We start from the raw sequence: 21,052 nt of genomic DNA on the forward strand, positions 1-21,052 counted from the left end.
AGACGAGCCGCGATCAACCTTCCTGCAGAATTCGCAGCATGCGGCGCAGCGGCTCGGCGGCGCCCCACAGCAGCTGGTCACCGACAGTAAAGGCCGACAGATACTGCGAGCCCATGTTCAACTTGCGCAGACGACCAACCGGTACACTCAACGTGCCGGTAACAGCAGTCGGGGTCAGGCCAACCAGAGTATCTTCCTTGGTATTGGGAATCACCTTGGACCACGGGTTGTGCTCAGCCAGCATGGACTCGATGTCCGCCAGCGGCACATCTTTGTTCAGCTTGATAGTCAGCGCCTGGCTGTGGCAACGCATGGCGCCGATGCGCACGCAGATACCATCAACCGGGATCGGGCGACCGCTGCGACCGATGATCTTGTTGGTCTCGGCCTGCGCCTTCCACTCTTCACGGCTCTGGCCGTTGGGCAGTTGCTTGTCGATCCACGGGATCAGGCTGCCAGCCAGCGGCACGCCAAAGTTGTCAGCGGGAAAGGACTCACTGCGCAGAGTCGAGGCAACAGTACGGTCGATTTCCAGAATCGCACTGGCCGGGTCAGCCAACTGATCGGCAACCGACGCGTTGATCGCACCCATCTGGCTGATCAGCTCACGCATGTTCTGTGCGCCAGCACCACTCGCGGCCTGATAGGTCATCGCGCTCATCCACTCGACCAGCCCCTGATCGAACAGGCCGCCGAGACCCATCAGCATCAGACTGACGGTGCAATTGCCACCAACGAACGTCTTGACCCCGTCACGCAGCGCCTGATCGATGTTACGACGGTTGACCGGATCCAGCACGATAACCGCCTCGTCCTCCATGCGCAGAGTGGACGCAGCGTCGATCCAGTAACCTTTCCAGCCCTCAGCACGCAGCTTGGGATACACCTCACTGGTGTAGTCACCGCCCTGGCAGGTAATGATGACGTCCATCGGCTTGAGTGCTTCAAGGTCAAAAGCGTCCTTGAGCGCGGGAATGTCTTTACCAATATCCGGGCCCTTGCCGCCCACGTTGGACGTGGTGAAAAACACCGGATCAATGTCAGCAAAATCATTCTCGTCGCGCATGCGTTGCATCAGCACAGAGCCGACCATGCCACGCCAACCAACCAAACCAACTTGTTTCATAACAACAACCCCCGTGGGGTAACAGATTCAAAGACACATACGCCCGGCCGAAGCCGGGCGTAAATGGATAGTCAAACAGATTACAGGTTTTTCAGTGCTGCTACTACGGCATCACCCATTTCCACGGTGCCGACCTTGCGGCAGCCTTCGGACTGAATGTCACCGGTGCGCAGGCCCTGATCAAGCACCTGGCTGACCGCCTGCTCAATGGCATCAGCTGCCGCTACCTGCGCAAAGCTGTAACGCAGCATCATGGAGACCGACAGGATGGTCGCCAACGGGTTGGCAATGCCTTGGCCGGCGATATCCGGCGCACTGCCGTGACACGGCTCGTACATGCCCTTGTTGTTCACATCCAGCGACGCCGACGGCAGCATGCCAATGGAGCCGGTGAGCATGGACGCCTGGTCGGACAGGATGTCGCCAAACATGTTGTCGGTAACGATTACGTCAAACTGCTTGGGCGCACGAACCAGTTGCATCGCCGCGTTGTCGACGTACATGTGCGACAGCTCGACTTCCGGGTAATCCTTCGCTACTTCTTCGACTACTTCACGCCACAGCTGACTGGACGCCAGTACGTTGGCCTTGTCGACCGAGCAGAGCTTCTTGTCGCGGACCATCGCCATGTCGAAGCCGACCTTGGCAATACGGCGCACTTCGCTTTCGCTGTAAGGCAGCGTGTCGTAGGCCATACGCTCGCCATTTTCCAGTGTGGTGCGCTCCCGTGGCTTACCGAAGTAGATACCGCCGGTCAGCTCGCGCACGATCAGGATATCCAGACCGGAAACCACTTCAGGCTTCAGGGTCGAGGCTTGCGCCAGCTGCGGATACAGGATGGCCGGGCGCAGGTTACCGAACAGACCCAGCTCGGAGCGAATCTTCAGCAGGCCACGCTCGGGGCGCAGCGCCGGATCAATAGTGTCCCACTTCGGGCCGCCAACGGCACCCAGCAACACCGCGTCAGCGGCGCGAGCGCGGTCGAGGGTTTCGTCGGCCAACGGCACACCATAGCGGTCGTAGGCAGCACCACCCAGGTCGTCGAAACTCAGCTCGAAGCCGAGATTGAACTTGCTGTTGGCCACTTCCAGCACCTTGACCGCTTCGGCCATGATCTCCGGACCAATACCATCGCCCGGCAGGATCAGAATCTGTTTGCTCATGTGTATCCTCATAATCATTCATGGTGCACAGCGCAGCCCGCTGTGCACCCGTTGTTCAGGTGCGGAACCTGTCAGCCGTTGTGAAACAGCCAGGGTTGACGCTGTTTGTGACCGGCTTCGAAGGCGCTGATCGCATCGGCATCGCGCAGGGTCAGGCCGATATCATCCAGGCCGTTGAGCAGGCAATGCTTGCGGAAGGCATCAACTTCGAAGGCGTACTGTTTGCCGTCAGGACGGGTCACCGTCTGCGCTTCCAGATCCACCGTCAGTTGATAGCCTTCAGTGGTTTCACACTGCTCGAAAAGCTCATCAAGCACCTCATCCGGCAGGATGATCGGCAACAGGCCGTTCTTGAAACTGTTGTTGTAGAAAATATCGGCGAAGCTCGGTGCGATGACCGTACGGAAGCCGTACTCGTCCAGCGCCCAAGGCGCGTGCTCGCGGGAAGAGCCACAGCCGAAGTTTTCACGCGCCAGCAACACACTGGCGCCCTGATAACGCGGAAAGTTGAGCACAAAGTCCGTGTTGATTGGACGCTTGGAATTGTCCTGATTCGGCTGACCGACATCCAGGTAGCGCCACTCGTCAAACAGGTTCGGACCGAACCCAGTGCGTTTGATCGATTTCAAAAACTGCTTCGGAATGATCTGATCGGTATCGACGTTGGCACGATCAAGCGGGCAGACCAGGCCGGTATGTTGGGTAAAGGCTCTCATCTCGACTCTCCTCAGGCCTGCATCAATTCGCGAACATCAATGAAACGACCGGTCACCGCAGCGGCCGCAGCCATTGCCGGGCTCACCAGGTGGGTACGCCCACCGTTGCCCTGACGCCCCTCGAAGTTGCGGTTGGAGGTGGACGCACAATGCTCGCCACTTTCCAGCCGATCCGGGTTCATCGCCAGGCACATGGAGCAACCGGGCTCACGCCATTCAAAACCGGCTTCGATAAAGATCTTGTCCAGCCCTTCCTTCTCGGCCTGCGCCTTGACCAGACCAGAACCCGGAACGACCAGCGCCTGCTTGACGGTGGCTGCCACCTTGCGACCCTTGGCCACGGCCGCTGCTGCGCGCAGGTCTTCGATCCGCGAGTTGGTGCAGGAGCCGATAAACACGCGATCCAGCTTGATGTCGGTGATCGGCTGGCTGGCAGTCAGGCCCATGTACTTGAGCGCACGCACGATGGAGTCACGCTTGACGGCATCGCTCTCGGCGGCCGGGTCCGGCACGTTCTGATCAACAGCCAGCACCATTTCCGGCGAGGTACCCCAACTGACCTGAGGCTTAATGTCTTCAGCACGCAGTTCAATGATGGTGTCGAAGTGCGCATCAGCGTCAGAGACCAGATCTTTCCAGGCCTCGACCGCACGATCCCACTCGGCACCCTGCGGCGCAAACGGACGACCCTTGACGTATTCGATGGTCTTTTCATCAACCGCAACCATGCCCACACGCGCACCCGCTTCAATGGCCATGTTGCACAGGGTCATGCGGCCCTCGACCGAGAGATCGCGGATCGCACTACCGGCGAACTCCAGCGCGTGACCGTTGCCGCCCGCGGTACCGATCTTGCCAATCACGGCCAGCACGATGTCCTTGGCGGTGACACCGAAGGGCAACTGCCCTTCAACCCGTACCTGCATGTTCTTCATTTTCTTGGCGACCAGACACTGGGTTGCCAGCACGTGCTCGACCTCGGAGGTGCCAATACCGTGTGCCAGCGCACCAAAGGCGCCGTGGGTAGAGGTGTGCGAGTCACCACAGACCACCGTCATGCCCGGCAGGGTTGCGCCCTGCTCCGGACCAACGACGTGGACGATGCCCTGGCGCACGTCGTTCATCTTGAATTCGAGGATGCCGAAGGCGTCGCAGTTCTCATCCAGAGTTTTGACCTGGATGCGCGAGACTTCATCCGCGATGGCTTCCAGACCACCCTGACGCTCAGCCTTTGTGGTCGGCACGTTGTGATCCGGGGTGGCGATGTTGGCGTCGATGCGCCAGGGTTTGCGGCCAGCCAGTCGCAGCCCTTCAAACGCCTGTGGCGAGGTCACTTCGTGGAGAATGTGACGATCGATATAGATCAATGCAGAACCATCATCCCGTTGTTTGACGAGATGGTTATCCCACAACTTGTCGTAAAGCGTTTTCGCAGACATGGGTTACTCCTGGGCATCAGACTGTGGCCACCGTCCCCTGCAACTGCAGGCCCTGCGGCGACTCTTTCACTGGGTACAGAATAAATTTTACCCAGAGATAAAACAAAGGAATATTATTTATAAAACGGATAGCCAACTGGAATACGACATGGACACCGCCAACCTGCAGGCCTTTCTTGCCGTCGCCGAGACTGGCTCGTTCTCCCGCGCTGCCGAGCAGCTACACCTGACCCAACCTGCGGTCAGCAAACGCATAGCCATGCTTGAGCAGCAACTCGATGCACGGCTGTTTGATCGCATTGCCCGTCATGTATCGCTGACCGAGGCAGGACTGGCCCTCAAGCCACGCGCCGAACAGGTGCTCAGCCTGCTGAATGATACGCGCCGTGCGCTGAGCAATCTATCGAGCGAAGTCTCCGGCCGTCTGAGCATCGCCACCAGCCACCACATCGGCCTGCATCGCCTGCCCCCGGTGCTGCGCGAGTTCACCCGGCGTCACCCACAAGTCTCCTTCGACATTCAGTTTCTTGACTCCGAGGTCGCCTACGACAAGGTTTTACACGGCGAGATCGAGCTGGCTGTGATCACCCTGGCCCCCGAGATCGAGCCGCCGGTGATGAGCGAGCTGATCTGGCATGATCCGCTCGACTTTGTCATCGCCCCCGAGCACCCGTTGGCGCGCCAGAAATCGCTCGACCTGGCACAACTGGCCGACTACCCGGCGGTCTTTCCCGGCACCAACACCTTCACCCACAAGGTCGTTAGCGACCTGTTCGAGCGTCATCACGTCCAGCCGCAGATCAGCATGAGCACCAACTACATGGAGACCATCAAGATGATGGTCTCCATCGGCCTGGCCTGGAGCGTGTTACCGCGCAGCATGCTCGACAGCCAAGTCAGTGTGTTGCCACTGCCGGGCGTGCACCTGCAACGCGAACTCGGTTGCATCTGGCACAGCGGACGCACCCAGTCCAACGCTGCCCGCGCGCTGATCGACCTGCTGCGCGACGCCCGTCGGCAATCAAGCTGATTCCGACTTTCGGTTACTTGTTCAACCGCAGGAGCAGGACTATCTTCAAGCAAGAAGGAATTAGCCGAACAGCTCAGCAACACGCGGGCCTGCAGCGGCATCGGGGCAAGCAGGCCCCACTGAATGGATCAGAAAACCATGCCAGGCAACACAGGCACTTCCCCACCGGATGCACTTTTCGCATCAGGGCTTCCCTTTAACGTGCTGTTCCATGGCATGCCCTGTCCTGCCCTGATGATCGAGCAGCGAACCAATCGAATCATCGACCTCAACAACGCCTTCGTTCAGCAGTTCCAGTGGCATAGCGATCACATTCTCGGCCAGGACGCTGCCAGCTTTCCGCTCTGGGGCCGCCCGGCACAATGGCGCGCCCTGCTCAGCGAGCTTGACCGCAACAACTGCCTGCGCAACCGCTCTGTCAGCCTGCTCGGCCGCAACGGCGGGTTACAGCGCTGCCGCCTGAGCATGGACAGGGTCGACTGCAACGGCGGACAGCAATTGCTGATCAGCTTGTTACCCCTTGTCCCCAGCGACCCCGCTTATAGCAGTGAATTCTCCGACAACAGCGCCGCACAGATGATGATCGACCTGTCCAGCCGCCGCATTCTCCAGGTCAACCCGCCCTTCGAACGTCTCAGCGGCATGAGTAATAGCGCATGTCAGGGACGTACCGTTGCAGAACTCGGATTACTGCCGCAATCGGTCAGCGACCGCCTGCACACCAGGCTCGCCAATGGCGACATTCTGCAGGAAGAGGAACTGAGAATCCGTCTGCCCGGTGGCCAGAGCGCTGACGTGTTTCTGCACGCCGAAACCGTGCTGCTGCGAAATAGACACAACCTGATTGTGACCATCCTCCTTTCTGGCCAACAGCAAAGTAGGGATCGAGCGCTCCGAGACAGCCAGGAACGCCTGCGCCTGGCGCTCGACGCTGCGCAGATGGGTATCTGGGACTGGAAGCTGGGCAGCGACACCCTCCACTGCTCCGCCCGCGCTGCCGAACTGCACGGTCTCGCTGCAAACGATTGGCAGGGCTCTGCGCGTGCGTTTATGCGACAAATCATCAGTGAGGACAAACGAGCTATCCGGCGCGCACTGGTCACCATCTGTCGGGGCCATCAAACCCATTACCGCCTGACCTACCGAGTGCCGCACGGCAAGAGCGTGCGCTGGCTGCAGGCAACAGCCACTCTGCATCTGGACTCGCTCGGACAACCTGCCCGTATCATCGGCACGGTGATGGATATCACCGATCAGCGCAAAAGCCAGACTGCGCTGGTCGAAAGCGAAGCCAAGTTCTCTATGCTGTTTCAAAGCGCGCCTGACGCCTACTGCCTGATCCACTGCGACAGTCAGCGCATTATCGAGGTCAACCAGAGCTTTTCCCGTACCTTCGGTTATCCCTTGCTCGATCTGGTCGGAAATACCCCCCAACAGGCCGGCCTGTGGAGCAATCAGCCAGCCGACGCCGGGCTGAACGAAGCGGCCCGAGGCAGCGAGGACTTATCGGAAAGGGTTTGCACCTTCGCCACCCGCGACGGGCACGTACTGCTCTGCGAAACCTCCACCACCTGCCTGCGTATCAACCGCCAGAGATGCGTGCTGTTCAGCTTCCGCGACATTACCGCACGCACCCAGGCGGAAGCGGCCTTGCGCGCCTCTGAAGACAAGTTCGCCCGGGCTTTCAAAGGCAGCCCTGATGCCATCACCATCAGCGAGCGAATGTCCGGACGCTACCTGGAAGTCAATGAAGGCTTCTGCCGCCTGACCGGCTACCATGAACAGGATGCCGTTGGACGCAGTGCCGCTGAACTGGGCCTGTGGGTAGAACCGGACCAACTTGACGAACTGATCCTCCAGATGGAGCTGCACGGCGGGGTCTACCACCAGGAGTTGGGGCTGCGCACCCGGGACGCCGCCGAACGGACGGTAGCTGTTTCCGCCCAGCCACTGAAGGTCGAGGGACAGGACTGCGTACTGCTGACTGCCCGCGATGTCACCGAGCAAAAACGCATTGAAGCCAAGGTAAAGCACCTGGCCTACCACGACGCCCTTACCAATCTGCCCAACCGATTATTGCTCAGTGATCGCCTTAGCCAGCTGAACGCACTGTACCAGCGCCATGCCCTGCGCGGCGCCCTGTTGTTCTTCGACCTGGATCACTTCAAGCATATCAACGACTCGCTCGGACACTCCTGCGGCGATGCCGTTCTGCAGGAGGTCACCCACCGACTGCTCGGCCGAGTGCGCGCCGAGGACACCGTAGCGCGACTCGGTGGGGATGAGTTTGTTGTCCTGCTCAGCGGGCTCAACAGCACGGGCACCCTCTTGCGCCAGGAAGTACAGCAGACTGCACGGGAGCTGCTGGATGCCATCTCCGAGCCAATGCAGGTCGAAGGCCATGCACTGCAGCTGAGTGCCAGTATCGGTATTGCCCTGATCCCCGAGCACGGCGACAGCGCAGAAGACCTGCTAAAACGCGCCGACATTGCGTTGTACCGGGTCAAGGAAGATGGCCGTGATGGTATTGCCTTTTTTGAGCAGTCCATGCAGACCGTCGCCAGTGAGCGCCTGGCTATCGAGTCGGAACTGCGCAAGGCCTTTGGCACCGACCAGTTCAGGCTGTACTACCAGCCACAGGTGATCTACGGCAGCCAAAAGATCCTTGGCGCCGAAGCACTGTTGCGCTGGCACCACCCACGGCGCGGCGTCATCGCACCGGCGACCTTTATCGACGTATTGGAACAGAGCAGCCTGATCTTTGATGCTGGACGCTGGATTCTTAACAAGGCCTGCCAATGCATCGCCGGACTATTGGCTGATCAACTGATCGACCCGGAGACGTTCTGTCTCAGCGTCAACATCAGCCCTCGCCAGTTCCGTCACTCCACCTTCGTTGATGACGTCATGGGCGCCATACACCAGCATGCCATCCCGACTCGCTGCCTGAGCCTGGAAATCACCGAAGGTATCGTCATCGAGAACATCAGCGATACGATCGACAAGATGAACGAGCTACGCAGCCACGGCGTGCACTTCTCGATCGATGACTTCGGCACCGGCTACTCGTCACTCAGCTACCTCAAGCGACTGCCGGTTGATCTGCTGAAGATCGACCAGTCCTTCGTGCGCGACTCCACCAACAACGTCAACGACGCCGAGATCATTCGAGCCATCATCGCCATTGCATCCAGCCTGCACATGGACCTGATTGCCGAAGGTGTAGAAACCCGTGAACAGCTCAACTTCCTCCACGCCCAGGGCTGCAATCAGTTCCAGGGCTACCTGTTCAGCCCCCCGATCGACGAACACAGCTTTCGCACCCTGCTTTTAACTGGCGGCTTCGAACAACAACACTGAAGCGCCAATTCCGTCACAAACCCGACGCATGGCGGGGGTCACAGGGAACCCGACCGCATGGTGAGCAGTCGATATCTGCATGAGCCGCGTGCGTTTGCGGAGTAACAATCATAGGCAACAAGGAGTACTTACGATGAACAAGTCTATGTTGACGGGCATTCTGGTCGGCGCTGCAGTGGCAACTGCCGGCGGCGCTATTGCAGGCTATACCGCGTTCGCAGACAGAACACCCACCGAGGCTGACGTTCTTGATGTTGCCGAGATCACTCAGACCCAGCGCACCCCGCGTGAAGTCTGCAACGATGTCGCCGTCACCCGGCAAAAGCCGGTACAGGACCAGAACCGCATTCTTGGCACCCTAGCCGGCGCGGTCGTCGGCGGTGCGCTGGGTAATCAGGTCGGCGGCGGTAACGGCAAGAAAATCGCCACGGTCGCTGGCGCTGCCGCTGGTGGTTACGCCGGTAACCGCATCCAGGAAAACATGCAGAACAACAGCACGTACACCACCACAGAGCGCCGCTGTGAGACAGTCTACGACAGCCACGATGAAGTGGTGGGCTACAACGTCAAATACCGCATCGGCGACGAAACCGGTACCGTTCGTATGGACCACAAGCCCGGCGACACCATTCCGCTGAAAGACGGAGAGTTGGTGCTGAGCAGCAACTGATCATTGCTGGCGGTAAACGAAGCCGTAGCGCGCAAGCGTTGCGGCTTTTTTCTGCCTTCCACGAAAGCTTTAGGGGCGCGACATGTCGCGCCCGCTGCCCCAACGCACACCAGAAAGACCGGCCACGGCATGCCGCGGCCCTACGCCAACCCCTCTGTACTCTCACGACACAACTCCAGCCAGCGCTCCACCCCTGCACTGCGGAACTTCTGCCGGTGCAGGGCGAAGTAAAAACGCCGATGAAAGTCGCGATGGGGAACGGGCAGCGGCACCAGCCGGCCGCGCTCAAACGCATCGACCAGGGTAATCTCTGACAGGCAGCCCACACCCAGCCCTGCTTCGACCGCCCGCTTGATCGCCTCTGTGTGCTGCAACTCCAGCTTGATGTTCAACTCGGGCAACAGACCGTGCATCGCCCACTCGAAGTGCTGCCGGGTGCCAGAGCCCTGTTCACGGACAATCCAGGCAACGCTCAGCAAATCGTCGTCGGTCAGCCAGGGCTTGCCGGCCAGCGGGTGATCCGGCGCGCAGAACACCACCAGTTCGTCATCCCGCCAGTGAATCATCTCCAGGTCCGGATGACGACTCTCCCCTTCGATCAGCCCGAGATCCAGCTCGAAGTTTGCCACCTTGCGCACAATGGCTTCGGTGTTGGCGACCTCCAGTTCGACCCGCGCCCCCGCCTGCTCGCCCATGTAACGAGCCATGATTTCAACCGCCAGATAGTTACCGATACTGAGCGTCGCACCAACCCGCAAATGGCCAAGCTCCTGATGCCGCGCCAGCGCGCTCTCCAGGCCACGGGCCTGCTCCAATAGCGCCTCGGCTCGGGGTCGAATGCTCTCGCCCAACTCGTTCAGCTGCAGGCGCTTGCCCACCCGGTCAAACAGCTGTACATCAAACTGGCTCTCCAAATCCTTCAACGCGCTGCTCGCCGCCGACTGCGACATCGACAGACTGGCCGCCGCGCGGGTGAGATTTTCATGGAAGGCAGTGGCGAGAAAGACTTCAAGCTGGCGCAGGGTGTACTTCATAATCGATTTTTCCGAATAGCCATATATGAATTATTCGTTTCACCGATAGATTAACCCTGCGTAGACTCGCCGGCCAAGAGATGTTCACTTCTGGAGGCGTCATGTCAGGCTTCAACACCGAAAAAGTACTCAGCGTGCACCACTGGACAGATACCCTGTTCAGCTTCAAGACCACCCGTGATCCTGGTTTCCGTTTCAAGAACGGGCACTTCATCATGATCGGTCTGGAAGTCGAAGGTCGCCCGCTGATGCGCGCCTACAGCATCGCCAGCCCGAACCACGAAGACACGCTGGAGTTTTTCAGCATCAAGGTGCCCGACGGCCCACTGACCTCGCGCCTGCAGAACATTAACGAAGGCGATCAGATCATGATCAGCCGAAAGCCGACCGGCACGTTGGTACTGGATCATCTGATCCCCGGCCGTAACCTGTATTTGCTCAGCACCGGCACTGGCCTCGCGCCGTTTATCAGCATCATCCAGGATCCGGAAACCTACGAGCAGTATGACAAGGTGATCCTGACCCACGGCTGCCGTAACGTCAGCGATCTGGCATATCAGGAGCTGATCAACGACATCCTGCCGAACAATGAATACTTCGGTGATCTGGTACGCGAGAAGCTGATCTACTACCCGACGGTGACCCGCGAGCCCTTCCGCAATCAGGGTCGCCTGACCGACCTAATGAGCAACGGTAAGCTGTTCTCCGACATCGGCCTGCCACAGTTTGATCTGGAACAGGACCGCTTCATGCTGTGCGGCAGCCCGAGCATGCTCAAGGACTGCTGCGAGATTCTCGACGCCAACGGTTTCAAGGAAGCACGCCACGGCGACCAAGGGCACTACGTTATTGAGCGCGCCTTCGTCGAGAAATAAAACGGACTGGCGTAACCAAAAGGCCCCGATGCTTGCGCATCGGGGCCTTTGTCTAAGCCCTGCTACCGCGCGGGCCGGCAAAGAACCAGATAATCAACCCGAGCAACGGCAGGAACACCACCAGCAATACCCACAACAGCTTCATCCCCATCTCGGACCGACTCTGCAAAATATTGATGATGGCCCAGATATCCCCAATCAAAATCAGCAGCCCCAGCAGACCGCCACCTGTTCCCATATTCATTGCCTTCCCCCTTGGCGTTGGTGTGTCCAACACACTATAGAACATACAGGAAAATCAGATATCCAACGGTAGCAAACCAGCCAGCGCTGGCGCCTCCAGTGGATGATAGATCAGGGCAGACTCATCGGCGGCACTGTCTTTCCAGCAGCAGGCAACTCCGGCAGCAGGCAAAATGCACTGTTCCAGTCCGTGGGGTAGCCGGATGCAATCGCCTGCGCGCAACGCAACCACCAGCGCCCAGTCAGCTCCGCCGAGACATAGCCGCAGCTGCCCGGCCAGCACCTGCCGTTCAACAGCACCACAACTGAAAATATTGTCTTCAGTCAGTTGCTCTTCGACCTGCTGATAGGCAGGCAATCCGTGCGCGTCATGAGTACGACTGGCAACGGCAGCGGAGGCCTCGACAGCATCTGTGGCTAACGACAACCCCAGCGCGTCCAACGCGCGCCGAATGTCCTCGACATGGGTCAGGACCCGTCGCGGGCAACGCAGATCGCTGCTCTCATAGACCGCTAGTATGCTCATCAATCCCCCGTATTCAGTCGTCTTCGCGCAGTCGCAAAGCAAGAATCAGCGCAGCGGAAAATGCCGACGCTGCCGCTACAGCGAAGGTCAGCGCCGGTCCGATTTCCTGCCAGACATAGCCGGAATAGAGCGCGCCTAGAGCACCGCCTACCCCGGCAAGCGTCGCATAAAGCGCCTGCCCCTGTCCCTGATACTTTTCGCCAAATCGCTGTTGAACAAAGTGAATGGCGGCCACATGGAAGGCGCCAAAGGTGGCCGCGTGCAGCACCTGCGCAAAGATCAGCACAGACAGATAATCAGCCAACGTGCCGAGCAGCAGCCAGCGCAACGACGCAATCAGAAAACTCGCAACCAGTAGCCTGCGCAAACTGAATACGGCTAGCACCCTGCGCATGACCAGAAACAGCACTATCTCTGCCACCACCCCAAGCGCCCAGAGCGCACCGATGAGCCCGCGCCCATAACCCAGCGCTTCCAGATGAATACTCAGGAAGGTGTAGTACGGCCCATGCGACAGCTGCATTAGCGCCACACAAAGGAAGAACGCCGGCACGCCCGGCCGCCACAGCCGTTGCAGGAAACCGTCGGTGTGCTCCTGCGTGGCAGCGACGTGCTGCGGTGGCGACGGCACCAAGGCGCTGCACAGACTGATCAGCAACATGATGCCGAGCATGGCCATCGGGTAAACACCCATCCCCTCGCGCTGCAGCAGCAAGCCCAGCAGCACCACGGTGAGAATGAAGCCAACCGAACCCCAAAGACGAAGCTGGCTGTAGCGGGAAGATTGGCTGCCCAGGTGGGCCAGCGTAATGGCTTCGAACTGCGGCAGCACGGCATGCCAGAAGAAACTGTGCAGTGCCATGATCGCCGCCAGCCACCAGTAGTCCTGGCGCCAGAAGATACCGGCAAAGGTCAGCGCAGTGAGCAGCGCGCCCACCCGCACAATCAGCAATCGCTGACCGGTCGCATCGCCCAGCCAACCCCAGAGGTTGGGTGCAACGCAGCGCATCAGCATCGGGATCGCGACCAGCTCGCCAATACGCGCGGGTTCAAAGCCTAGGGATTCGAAATACAGCGAGAGAAAGGGCGCTACTCCGCCCAGCAGGGCGAAATAGGCGAAGTAGAAGCCGGACAGCCGCCAGTACGGCAGAGGTGAACCTGCAACCGCGCTCACGGCTGACCGTGCCGACTCAAAGCTGACCCAGTACCGGGGTCGTCACCTTCACATCGGCGTTCTGCGCTCGGTGGCGCAGCAGGTGATCCATCAGCACCAGCGCCATCATCGCCTCGGCGATGGGAGTCGCGCGGATGCCAACGCAGGGGTCATGACGGCCCTTGGTAATCACGTCCACCGGCTGACCATTTACGTCGATCGAGCGGCCAGGTGTGGTGATGCTGGAGGTCGGTTTCAGTGCCAGGCTCGCGACAATCGGCTGACCGGAAGAGATACCGCCGAGCACGCCGCCCGCCTGATTGCTGAGGAAGCCTTCCGGGGTCAGCTCATCGCGGTGTTCGGTGCCGCGCTGAGCCACCGAGGCAAAACCGGCACCAATCTCGACGCCTTTCACCGCATTGATGCTCATCAGCGCATAGGCCAGCTCCGCGTCCAGACGGTCAAAAATCGGCTCGCCCAGCCCCGGCGGCACGCCTTCGGCCACGACAGTAATCTTGGCACCGACCGAATCCTGATCACGGCGCAACTGATCCATGTAGGCTTCCAGTTCGGGAATCTTGTCCGGGTCAGCGCTGAAGAATGCGTTGTCGTTAACGCCGTCCCAGCTCTTGAATGGAATCTCGATCGGGCCCAACTGGCTCATGTAACCGCGAATCTGAATCCCCAGAGTCGCCAGATACTTCTTGGCAATCGCACCGGCGGCGACACGCATCGCCGTTTCGCGGGCGGAAGAACGGCCACCGCCACGGTAATCGCGCAGACCGTATTTGTGGTGATAGGTGTAATCAGCGTGGGCCGGACGGAACAGGTCCTTGATCGCAGAGTAGTCCTTGGACTTCTGATCGGTGTTGCGAATCAACAGACCAATCGGGCAGCCGGTGGTCACGCCCTCAAACACACCGGACAGGATCTCGACCTCATCGGGCTCCTGACGCTGGGTGGTGTGACGACTGGTGCCGGGCTTGCGGCGGTCCAGATCGCGCTGCAGGTCTTCGCTCGACAATGGCAGGCCTGGAGGGCAACCATCCACAATGGCGACCAGCGCCGGACCGTGGCTTTCGCCAGCCGTGGTAACAGTGAAAAGAGTACCAAGCGTGTTTCCAGACATACCAAGAACCTGAGCTGAACATGGGCAGTGCGGCAGTATACCCGCTGGCCGATAGCGGTGACAGTCTGAAGTCCGCCCGTTAGGCTTAGGGCCTGTTGCCGTCTGGTTCGCCCGCCTGTTGCTGCCTGTAAAGCCGCCAATCACGGAGGGAGAAACGTGGTCATTCCAGATGAGCGATATCCTCCCATTTTTCACCGGAGCCACCCGATGAGCGAGCTGTTGCCGCTGCTGCTGCCCGAGAACCTTGCCCCGCACTGGGCGTTGCTGCTGATTCTGGCAGCCGCCCTCACCTCAGCCATCACTGCGGCAATGGGCGCCGGTGGTGGCGTGATGTTGCTGGCGATCATGGCACTGGTCATGCCGGCAGCCGCGATTATTCCGGTGCACGGTATGGTCCAGCTAGGCTCCAACGCGAACCGCGCCCTGATGACCTGGCGCCACATCAACTGGCGGGTAATCGCCTGGTTCGCTCCCGGCGTCATTCTCGGCGCCTTTGCTGCCAGCCTGCTGCTGGTACGTTTGCCACTGGCCGTGGTGCAGCTCAGCATTGCGCTATTCATCATTGTTCTGTGCTGGGGCCCAGCGATCCCAAAGGTCGCCACCGGCCCGATTGGCACCCTGCTAGCCTCAACTGCCACCAGTTTTCTCAGCCTGTTTGTTGGCGCAACCGGTCCGCTGGTAGCAGCCTTTATCAAGCAGCAACAGGCGCACCAGCGGCTACAGACCGTTGCCAACTTTGCCGCCGCAATGACCTTGCAGCACTTGCCCAAGGCATTCGCCTTCAGCGCTGCTGGGTTCATCTTTCGTGAATGGCTAGCCCTGATTGCAGCAATGATTGCCGCCGGAGCAGTAGGCACCTGGCTCGGCCTGCACCTGCTCAAGCGCATGAGCGATCACCACTTCAGCCGCCTTTTTAACATCGTGCTGACACTGCTCGCCGCTCGACTGGCCTGGGAGGCCGTGCGCAACTGGCTAGCATGACCAAACGAAAAGCGCGATTGCATTGCAGAAAAAACGCAAATAGCCGATAAAACAGAGGAGTCATGCATCACCTTGTATCCGCAGTATCCAGGACCATCGAATGAGCCCGACCGACACGCTGGACGACATCCCTGAGACGGAGCAGACCGCCCCGAAGGATCCGTTCGCCCGCGCCAAGCCATCGGACTCTTACTGGGTCCAGTTGAAACCGATCTTCAAGGCCCGCGTGCTGGTGCATCCCGAGCGCCTTGCCCAGATCGCCGTAACCCAGGAAAGCATCGCTTCACTGGAATTGCTGCGTCTGCAAGTGCGTTTTGAGGGTGAGCCACTGCCGGAGGCAGGCAACCGCGTGGAAGTACTGGTCGATCACAAGCGCAAGCGTGTGCGCTTCGGCCCGGTGGATGGCGTGCAGATCGTGCCTGCCCAGCGTGGCCTTGGCACCTTCATGCTGGCCCAGCTAATTCACTGGTGTCAGCGCTACTGCGGAGACTATGCCGTCACGCCCATCACCCTGCACAGCAGCGCCTCCCCAACTGAGGACGCCCGTACCGCACGCGATGCCATTCTCAACCGTGCCGGCTTCAACATCACTCCCATTGACGGCGAGGCGGGTGCTGCCCTGGCCCAGGCCAATCGGGTAAACGACCTGATCGGCAGCTGGAACACTGAGCGCATTCAGCCGCTGCAAATCAACACCCTGCTGGCTCAGCTACGCGAAAACGAAACCCTGAACCAGAAGCAGGAAACCCGCATCAATCAGCTACAAGCGGCCATCGCCAGCTACAAGCGTTCGGACCTGGGCAACCGTTTTGCCATCGGCTGCCTGATTGCCTTTTCGATTTTTCAGGCGCTGATGCTGCTGTGGGTGGTCCTGCGCTGAGCGGAAACTTAGATGAAGATCTGCGCAGCGAGCGCCGCGCAGAGATAGCCAAAACCTTAGAGACTCTCGGCAAACAGTGACTGAAAGTGACGGCACTGTTCCGCACTCAGTACAAACACACCGTGCCCTCCGTGACGGAACTTGACCCACTCAAAGTCCACCTCGGGCCACTCCGCCATCACGTGCACCATGCTGTTACCAACCTCAATAACCAGCACACCGTCCTCAGTCAGGTAGTCCGCCGCTTCCGCCAGCATCCGGCGCACCAGGTCCAGCCCGTCTTCACCGGCGGCCAAGCCCATTTCCGGCTCGTGGCGGTATTCGTCCGGCAGCGAGCCCATGTCCTCGGCATCCACATAGGGCGGATTGCTGACGATCAGATCAAAGCGCTCACCAGCCAACCCATCAAAGCCGTCAGACCAGCGCGCTTCTACCCGCTCGCCCAACTCGTGCATCTCGATATTCTGCTCAGCTACCGCCAGCGCATCAGACGACAGGTCCGCCAGCACTACCTCAGCCTCCGGGAAGGTGTAAGCACAGGCAATGCCAATACATCCGCTGCCGGTACACAGGTCAAGAATGCGCTCCGGATCGCGCTCCAGCCAGGGTTCAAAGCGCCCTTCAATCAGCTCCGCGATCGGCGAGCGTGGCACCAGCACTCGATCATCTACCACAAAGTCGAGACCGGCAAAGCGTGCATGGCCCGTCAGATAGGCCGCCGGCATTCGCAGGCGAATACGCTCCTCAAGCAACGCAACTACAGCATCGCGCTCCTCATGGGTCACCCGGCACTGCATGTAATCCAGCGGGGTTTCCCAGGGCAGGTAGAGTGCGTGCAAGACCAGCAGCCGCGACTCATCCCAGGCGTTGTCGGTGCCGTGGCCAAAAAACAGCTCAGCCTGATGGAAGCGGCTCACGCCCCAGCGGACGAGATCCTGAATGCTCTGCAACGCAGCGTGTTCGCTCATGGGTCAATCCTTGTTCTGTTCAAGCCGCCATTCTACCCTGCCCTGCGCCAGCGACCAGCAGGCGATAAAAAAACCTTAACCTACCAGCGAAAAACGCAGGAGGATGACACCGCGCCAAATACAGCGGAGATGGATGATCGGCGCCGCACTGGCGTCGTTTTTTGCCGGGATCACAACGCAGTTGGTATTTCACCGGTCAGCTGCTGTTAAACTCCGTTCTTTGCCTAACGAATAGCAGCATGACACAGGACTCTTTCTCCGACGACGATCTCGACCTGTTCCGTCAGGCCGTCAAGGGCGCCAGGCCCATCAAGCATCAGCAGGCCGATGTCGGCAAGGCGCGTCGCGACCGAGCAAACATCGCCGCCAGTCGCCAGCGCGCTACCGTCAAGCAAAACGAGGTGGTGGTCGACGGCTTGTCCGATCAGTTTGTCATCGACGTGGACCCCGAACAGGAGCTGGCCTGGGCTGCAAACGGTGTTCAGGAATCCCAGCTGCGCAAGCTGAAACAGGCGCATATCCCTTTCGATGGCTCAATCGATCTACACGGCCTGACCATCGAGCGCGCCCGCGAACAGCTTTGGGCGTTTCTCGCCGAAGCGGTTAAACATGAAGTTCGTTGTGTACGCGTGACCCACGGCAAGGCCCGCCGCCTGGACGGGCGCAAGCCCATGATGAAAAGCCACGTGAACACCTGGCTACGCCAGCACGACAGCGTCCTCGCATTCACCTCGTGCATCCCACGCCACGGCGGCACAGGCTCGGTCTATGTATTGCTGCGCAGAACCATGCTTGAAGGAAGGGACGACTGACAAGCAGCTGCAAGCGAGGGCGTTTAGCCTGGCAAGCGCCTCCTTGTCAGCTGACCGCGTTGCAGGGTGGACACACCCCCAGAAGGTGTCCACCGTCATCGTGTCACACCAAGACTACTCTACAAAACCGACAAAACGCGCTACATCCGTCACTTCGCGCCGACGCGACACCACTGCATTGGCCGGAAAACTCTCATCCGGATAACCCATCGCCACACAGATGATGATCACCTGATCATCCGGAATGCCTGCATGCTCGCGCACCACCGGCGAGTGCATGATGCCCTGACTGTTCACCACACATCCAAGACCACGCGACCAGGCCGCGTTGACAAGGCCGTTCACCAGCGCGCCGCAATCAAACTGAGCGATATCACCCTCGCGCAGTTGACGGTCGTAGGTCACGACGATGGATACCGGCGCATCAAACTGACGGAAACCGCGCAGCACCCAGTCCTGACGCTTCTCCTTGTCATCGCGAGCGATCCCCATGGCTTCGAACAACTGCACGGCAATCTCGACCTGACGCTGACGGTGCTGGCCTTCATAGCTACCCGAATCGCGGGTTTCCTTTGAGGGCTTCACGCCGGTAATCATCCGTTCGGTATTCTCGGCCCGAATGCGATCCAGCGGCTCACCGGTCAGCACATGCAGATGCCAGGGCTGGGAGTTCATCGATGATGGCGCCCGTGTCGCCAAGCCAATCACCTCTTCCAGCACCTCGCGCGGAACCGGCTCGGGTTTAAACGCCCGGATACTGCGCCGACCCAGCACCACATCATCGTAATTCATTGTTGTTCTCCCACGACAGGTCCCGCCCGACGTACATGCGTCGGGGCCATTGGCAGCGGACGTTAGCACAGCACAGCATGCAGCTGGCGCGGGTCAGCCAGTTGAAATGGATGAATATCAAATAGATGGATAACGTAAGGCGAGCCGCTACAAGCACACACCGCAGAGCGAACAAAGGGAGTAACCACGCACGCAGCCAATTGAGTCGCAGTACTCATATAACCTCCCCACTCCGTCAACAGCCATCAATCGGGAAGTTTGAAGACTCACAAACCAGCCTGGCATTCGGTGAACATGTCATGAGCACAAGCCGTAAAACGCTGGCGCTTTTCATCGGATTGCTAAGTTGACTACTTAGAACGTTGAGGATCGACCAAATGACGCCTTCTGCTCTTGCGCCGACGAGAGGAAAGTTCTGCAGTAACAACAGAACTCCCCAATCAGCTGGTCACGTATCAGGTCAGAACGACCACTGCATACGCCCCCACACCTGTGGTGTTCGCTCCGTGTCACTGGTGGGATGCTCGCCGCTGCGCCATGCGCTGGTAGCACTGAGCGTCAGTTGCGGGTGGAGTTGCCACTGCGCCCCCACCCCCACACTGCTCAGATTGCGATGGTAGTCGCCGTCTTGCTGAGGGTGACGTTCCAGGCGAGCATAGCCGCCATCCACAAACGCCGTGAACTGCCACTGCGGCCGCCACTGATAACGCAGCTCAACAGTACCGATAACCCCCTCATCCGCGCTGGCCTCACCCGCGGGATAACCGCGAACGGCATAGGGCCCGCCAAGCGACAAATGCTCTGAGCTATCAAGGTTGCCATCGGTCACCTGCCCCTGAATCGCCGTGTACAGACTGAATGGCCCCGCGAGCCGCTGCAGGCGCAGCAGCGAGTACTGCAGCTTGTCATAGCTGCCAAGGTCGGAACTGTCGCCACGCAGATGCCCATGCACCCAGTTCAGGCTGAACGCATTTACGCCACCGCCACCGAGACTGTCGCGCCAATCACCGGACAATCCCAGCGAGACACTTTCAGACGTCTTGTCGGTAACGATCAAGCCATCGAACAGTTCGTCAGTCAGGTCCTTGCGGTCCACCTGCAAGGTGCTGCGCAAGTTCAGCGTACGACTGCGGACCCAAGGGTGACTGACAAACACACCCACGGTGTCCGCGGTCCCGGTCGCGTCCAGGTCGTCAAAATCGCCACCCAGTTCGTAATCCATTTTTGAGGCCACAATACCCGCCCGCGTCCCCCACGGGCTGACCGGCACATCGTAGCGTGCCTGATAGTACAGTTGCTGTTCATCGGAGCCCAACAGAGACAGCGCGAAAGCATCACCAAACCCCAACGGGTTGGCCAAGTACAGCTCTCCGCCCAGACGATACGCCCCGGTGTGGCGATTGCCGTAGTTGTCGAGCGTCACCGCACCACTGACCAGCGGCTCATCTTCCAGCGCCACCACCAGATCAGACTGCCCCGGCTTGGCTCCTGCAGCGAGCGATGATGTCGCGCGTACACCCGGCACGTCATTGAGCAACAGCAGACGCCGCTCCAACGGTTTGAGCTTTACCGCATCGCCAGCCTCCAGCCCGCTCAGCGTCGCGGCAGGCAGCGCGTCGCGCAGGCGACTCGCGTTGTCCAGCGTTACCCGGCCATACTCCCCTTCGGCTATCGCCAGCGTAATCACACCGTCTTCACCAATTTCCTGTGCAGGCACATAGGCCCGACTCACCAGGTAGCCTTGTTGACGGTAGTAAAGCGTAAGGCGCTCCGCAGCCTGATACAGCTCGGCCAACGTCAGCGTCTGCCCCTCCAGATCGGCCAACTGCGCCAGCAGCGCATCCGTCGGCAGTGTGCGATTGCCTTCAATCCGGAACTGCTGCACCGGAATGCGAACGTCGGATTGCGGCGCTGTTGCAGGCACCTCTGTGGGCGCCTGCAACACCGGGTCTGCAGGGGCTGGCAACGCCGGTGCATGATCTTCAAGTATGCGTAAACTGTCGCCAGCCTGCGGCGGCTGTTGCGCCATCGCGGCAGTGGACGGCAGCCAACAGCAGACAGCCAACAACCCCAACCCTTTTGTACTCACTGCGATTCCCTCGATTTATTCCATGACAACAACCGCCAGGCCACACTGGACCTGGCGTTATCCCTC

General features: G+C 59.7%; 19 protein-coding genes. 7 read left to right on the plus strand and 12 right to left on the minus strand.

What is annotated here, in order from left to right:
* Positions 1 to 13: 13 nt before the first annotated feature.
* The 4 genes from asd to leuC all read right to left on the minus strand — a co-directional run bounded on the left by asd (position 14) and on the right by leuC (position 4,444).
* Positions 14 to 1,126: an aspartate-semialdehyde dehydrogenase gene (gene asd / locus ACKPCU_RS13420; RefSeq protein ID WP_321347404.1), complete on the minus strand. Its 1,113-nt coding sequence runs from the start codon at positions 1,124 to 1,126 to the stop codon at positions 14 to 16.
* A gap of 80 nt (positions 1,127 to 1,206) precedes the next feature.
* Complete coding sequence (gene leuB, locus ACKPCU_RS13425) at positions 1,207 to 2,289, minus strand: 3-isopropylmalate dehydrogenase (RefSeq protein ID WP_321347406.1); 1,083 nt, start codon at positions 2,287 to 2,289, stop codon at positions 1,207 to 1,209.
* Between the two features lie 71 nt (positions 2,290 to 2,360).
* On the minus strand, positions 2,361 to 3,005 hold the full coding sequence (gene leuD / locus ACKPCU_RS13430; RefSeq protein ID WP_321347408.1) for a 3-isopropylmalate dehydratase small subunit: 645 nt from the start codon (positions 3,003 to 3,005) through the stop codon (positions 2,361 to 2,363).
* 11 nt (positions 3,006 to 3,016) lie between these two features.
* A complete protein-coding gene (gene leuC / locus ACKPCU_RS13435) occupies positions 3,017 to 4,444 on the minus strand; it encodes a 3-isopropylmalate dehydratase large subunit (protein WP_321347410.1) in 1,428 nt (475 codons plus the stop codon).
* A gap of 148 nt (positions 4,445 to 4,592) precedes the next feature.
* Between leuC and ACKPCU_RS13440 the strand changes: the two genes are divergently transcribed.
* The 3 genes from ACKPCU_RS13440 (at position 4,593) to ACKPCU_RS13450 (ending at position 9,504) form a co-directional block, all read left to right on the plus strand.
* The gene (locus ACKPCU_RS13440) at positions 4,593 to 5,474 is read left to right on the plus strand and encodes a LysR family transcriptional regulator (protein WP_321347412.1); all 882 of its coding nucleotides are present in this window, start codon (positions 4,593 to 4,595) and stop codon (positions 5,472 to 5,474) included.
* A gap of 216 nt (positions 5,475 to 5,690) precedes the next feature.
* Positions 5,691 to 8,834, plus strand: a complete 3,144-nt coding sequence (locus tag ACKPCU_RS13445) for a bifunctional diguanylate cyclase/phosphodiesterase (RefSeq protein WP_321347414.1) — start codon at positions 5,691 to 5,693, stop codon at positions 8,832 to 8,834.
* Positions 8,835 to 8,967: 133 nt separating this feature from the next.
* Positions 8,968 to 9,504 carry a glycine zipper 2TM domain-containing protein gene (locus ACKPCU_RS13450; RefSeq protein ID WP_104737522.1) on the plus strand — a complete coding sequence of 179 codons (537 nt, stop codon included), beginning with the start codon at positions 8,968 to 8,970 and terminating at the stop codon, positions 9,502 to 9,504.
* 140 nt (positions 9,505 to 9,644) lie between these two features.
* Here ACKPCU_RS13450 and ACKPCU_RS13455 read toward each other — a convergent pair whose 3' ends face one another.
* Complete coding sequence (locus ACKPCU_RS13455) at positions 9,645 to 10,538, minus strand: LysR family transcriptional regulator (protein ID WP_104737523.1); 894 nt, start codon at positions 10,536 to 10,538, stop codon at positions 9,645 to 9,647.
* A 101-nt stretch (positions 10,539 to 10,639) separates the two neighbouring features.
* On the opposite strand from ACKPCU_RS13455, the gene ACKPCU_RS13460 reads away from it, so the two are divergent.
* Entirely contained in the window at positions 10,640 to 11,413 is a 774-nt protein-coding gene (locus ACKPCU_RS13460) for a ferredoxin--NADP reductase (protein ID WP_104737524.1), read from the plus strand.
* Between the two features lie 52 nt (positions 11,414 to 11,465).
* On the opposite strand, the gene ACKPCU_RS13465 is transcribed toward ACKPCU_RS13460, so the two are convergent.
* Genes ACKPCU_RS13465 through aroC form a run of 4 tightly spaced genes read right to left on the minus strand, consistent with a single transcriptional unit; the run spans position 11,466 to position 14,464 of the window.
* Positions 11,466 to 11,651, minus strand: a complete 186-nt coding sequence (locus tag ACKPCU_RS13465; RefSeq protein WP_104737525.1) for a PLDc N-terminal domain-containing protein — start codon at positions 11,649 to 11,651, stop codon at positions 11,466 to 11,468.
* 60 nt (positions 11,652 to 11,711) lie between these two features.
* Entirely contained in the window at positions 11,712 to 12,182 is a 471-nt protein-coding gene (locus tag ACKPCU_RS13470) for a hypothetical protein (protein WP_321347418.1), read from the minus strand.
* 13 nt (positions 12,183 to 12,195) lie between these two features.
* Complete coding sequence (locus tag ACKPCU_RS13475) at positions 12,196 to 13,356, minus strand: MFS transporter (protein WP_321347420.1); 1,161 nt, start codon at positions 13,354 to 13,356, stop codon at positions 12,196 to 12,198.
* 16 nt (positions 13,357 to 13,372) lie between these two features.
* A complete protein-coding gene (aroC, locus tag ACKPCU_RS13480) occupies positions 13,373 to 14,464 on the minus strand; it encodes a chorismate synthase (RefSeq protein WP_104737528.1) in 1,092 nt (363 codons plus the stop codon).
* Positions 14,465 to 14,671: 207 nt separating this feature from the next.
* Between aroC and ACKPCU_RS13485 the strand changes: the two genes are divergently transcribed.
* Together ACKPCU_RS13485 and ACKPCU_RS13490 are read left to right on the plus strand one after the other, a co-directional pair.
* Positions 14,672 to 15,445: a sulfite exporter TauE/SafE family protein gene (locus tag ACKPCU_RS13485; RefSeq protein ID WP_104737529.1), complete on the plus strand. Its 774-nt coding sequence runs from the start codon at positions 14,672 to 14,674 to the stop codon at positions 15,443 to 15,445.
* Between the two features lie 100 nt (positions 15,446 to 15,545).
* On the plus strand, positions 15,546 to 16,325 hold the full coding sequence (locus ACKPCU_RS13490; RefSeq protein ID WP_104737530.1) for a hypothetical protein: 780 nt from the start codon (positions 15,546 to 15,548) through the stop codon (positions 16,323 to 16,325).
* Positions 16,326 to 16,381: 56 nt separating this feature from the next.
* Here the strand turns inward: ACKPCU_RS13490 and prmB are convergent, their stop codons facing one another.
* Positions 16,382 to 17,293, minus strand: a complete 912-nt coding sequence (gene prmB, locus ACKPCU_RS13495) for a 50S ribosomal protein L3 N(5)-glutamine methyltransferase (protein ID WP_321347425.1) — start codon at positions 17,291 to 17,293, stop codon at positions 16,382 to 16,384.
* A 239-nt stretch (positions 17,294 to 17,532) separates the two neighbouring features.
* Between prmB and ACKPCU_RS13500 the strand changes: the two genes are divergently transcribed.
* Positions 17,533 to 18,105, plus strand: a complete 573-nt coding sequence (locus ACKPCU_RS13500) for a Smr/MutS family protein (protein WP_321347427.1) — start codon at positions 17,533 to 17,535, stop codon at positions 18,103 to 18,105.
* A 114-nt stretch (positions 18,106 to 18,219) separates the two neighbouring features.
* Here ACKPCU_RS13500 and ACKPCU_RS13505 read toward each other — a convergent pair whose 3' ends face one another.
* Entirely contained in the window at positions 18,220 to 18,897 is a 678-nt protein-coding gene (locus ACKPCU_RS13505) for a nitroreductase (RefSeq protein WP_321347429.1), read from the minus strand.
* Between the two features lie 460 nt (positions 18,898 to 19,357).
* The gene (locus ACKPCU_RS13510) at positions 19,358 to 20,986 is read right to left on the minus strand and encodes a ShlB/FhaC/HecB family hemolysin secretion/activation protein (RefSeq protein WP_321347431.1); all 1,629 of its coding nucleotides are present in this window, start codon (positions 20,984 to 20,986) and stop codon (positions 19,358 to 19,360) included.
* Positions 20,987 to 21,052: the final 66 nt, after the last annotated feature.

It is taken from the genome of Halopseudomonas oceani (assembly GCF_963677335.1).
GTDB classification, from domain to species: domain Bacteria; phylum Pseudomonadota; class Gammaproteobacteria; order Pseudomonadales; family Pseudomonadaceae; genus Halopseudomonas; species Halopseudomonas oceani.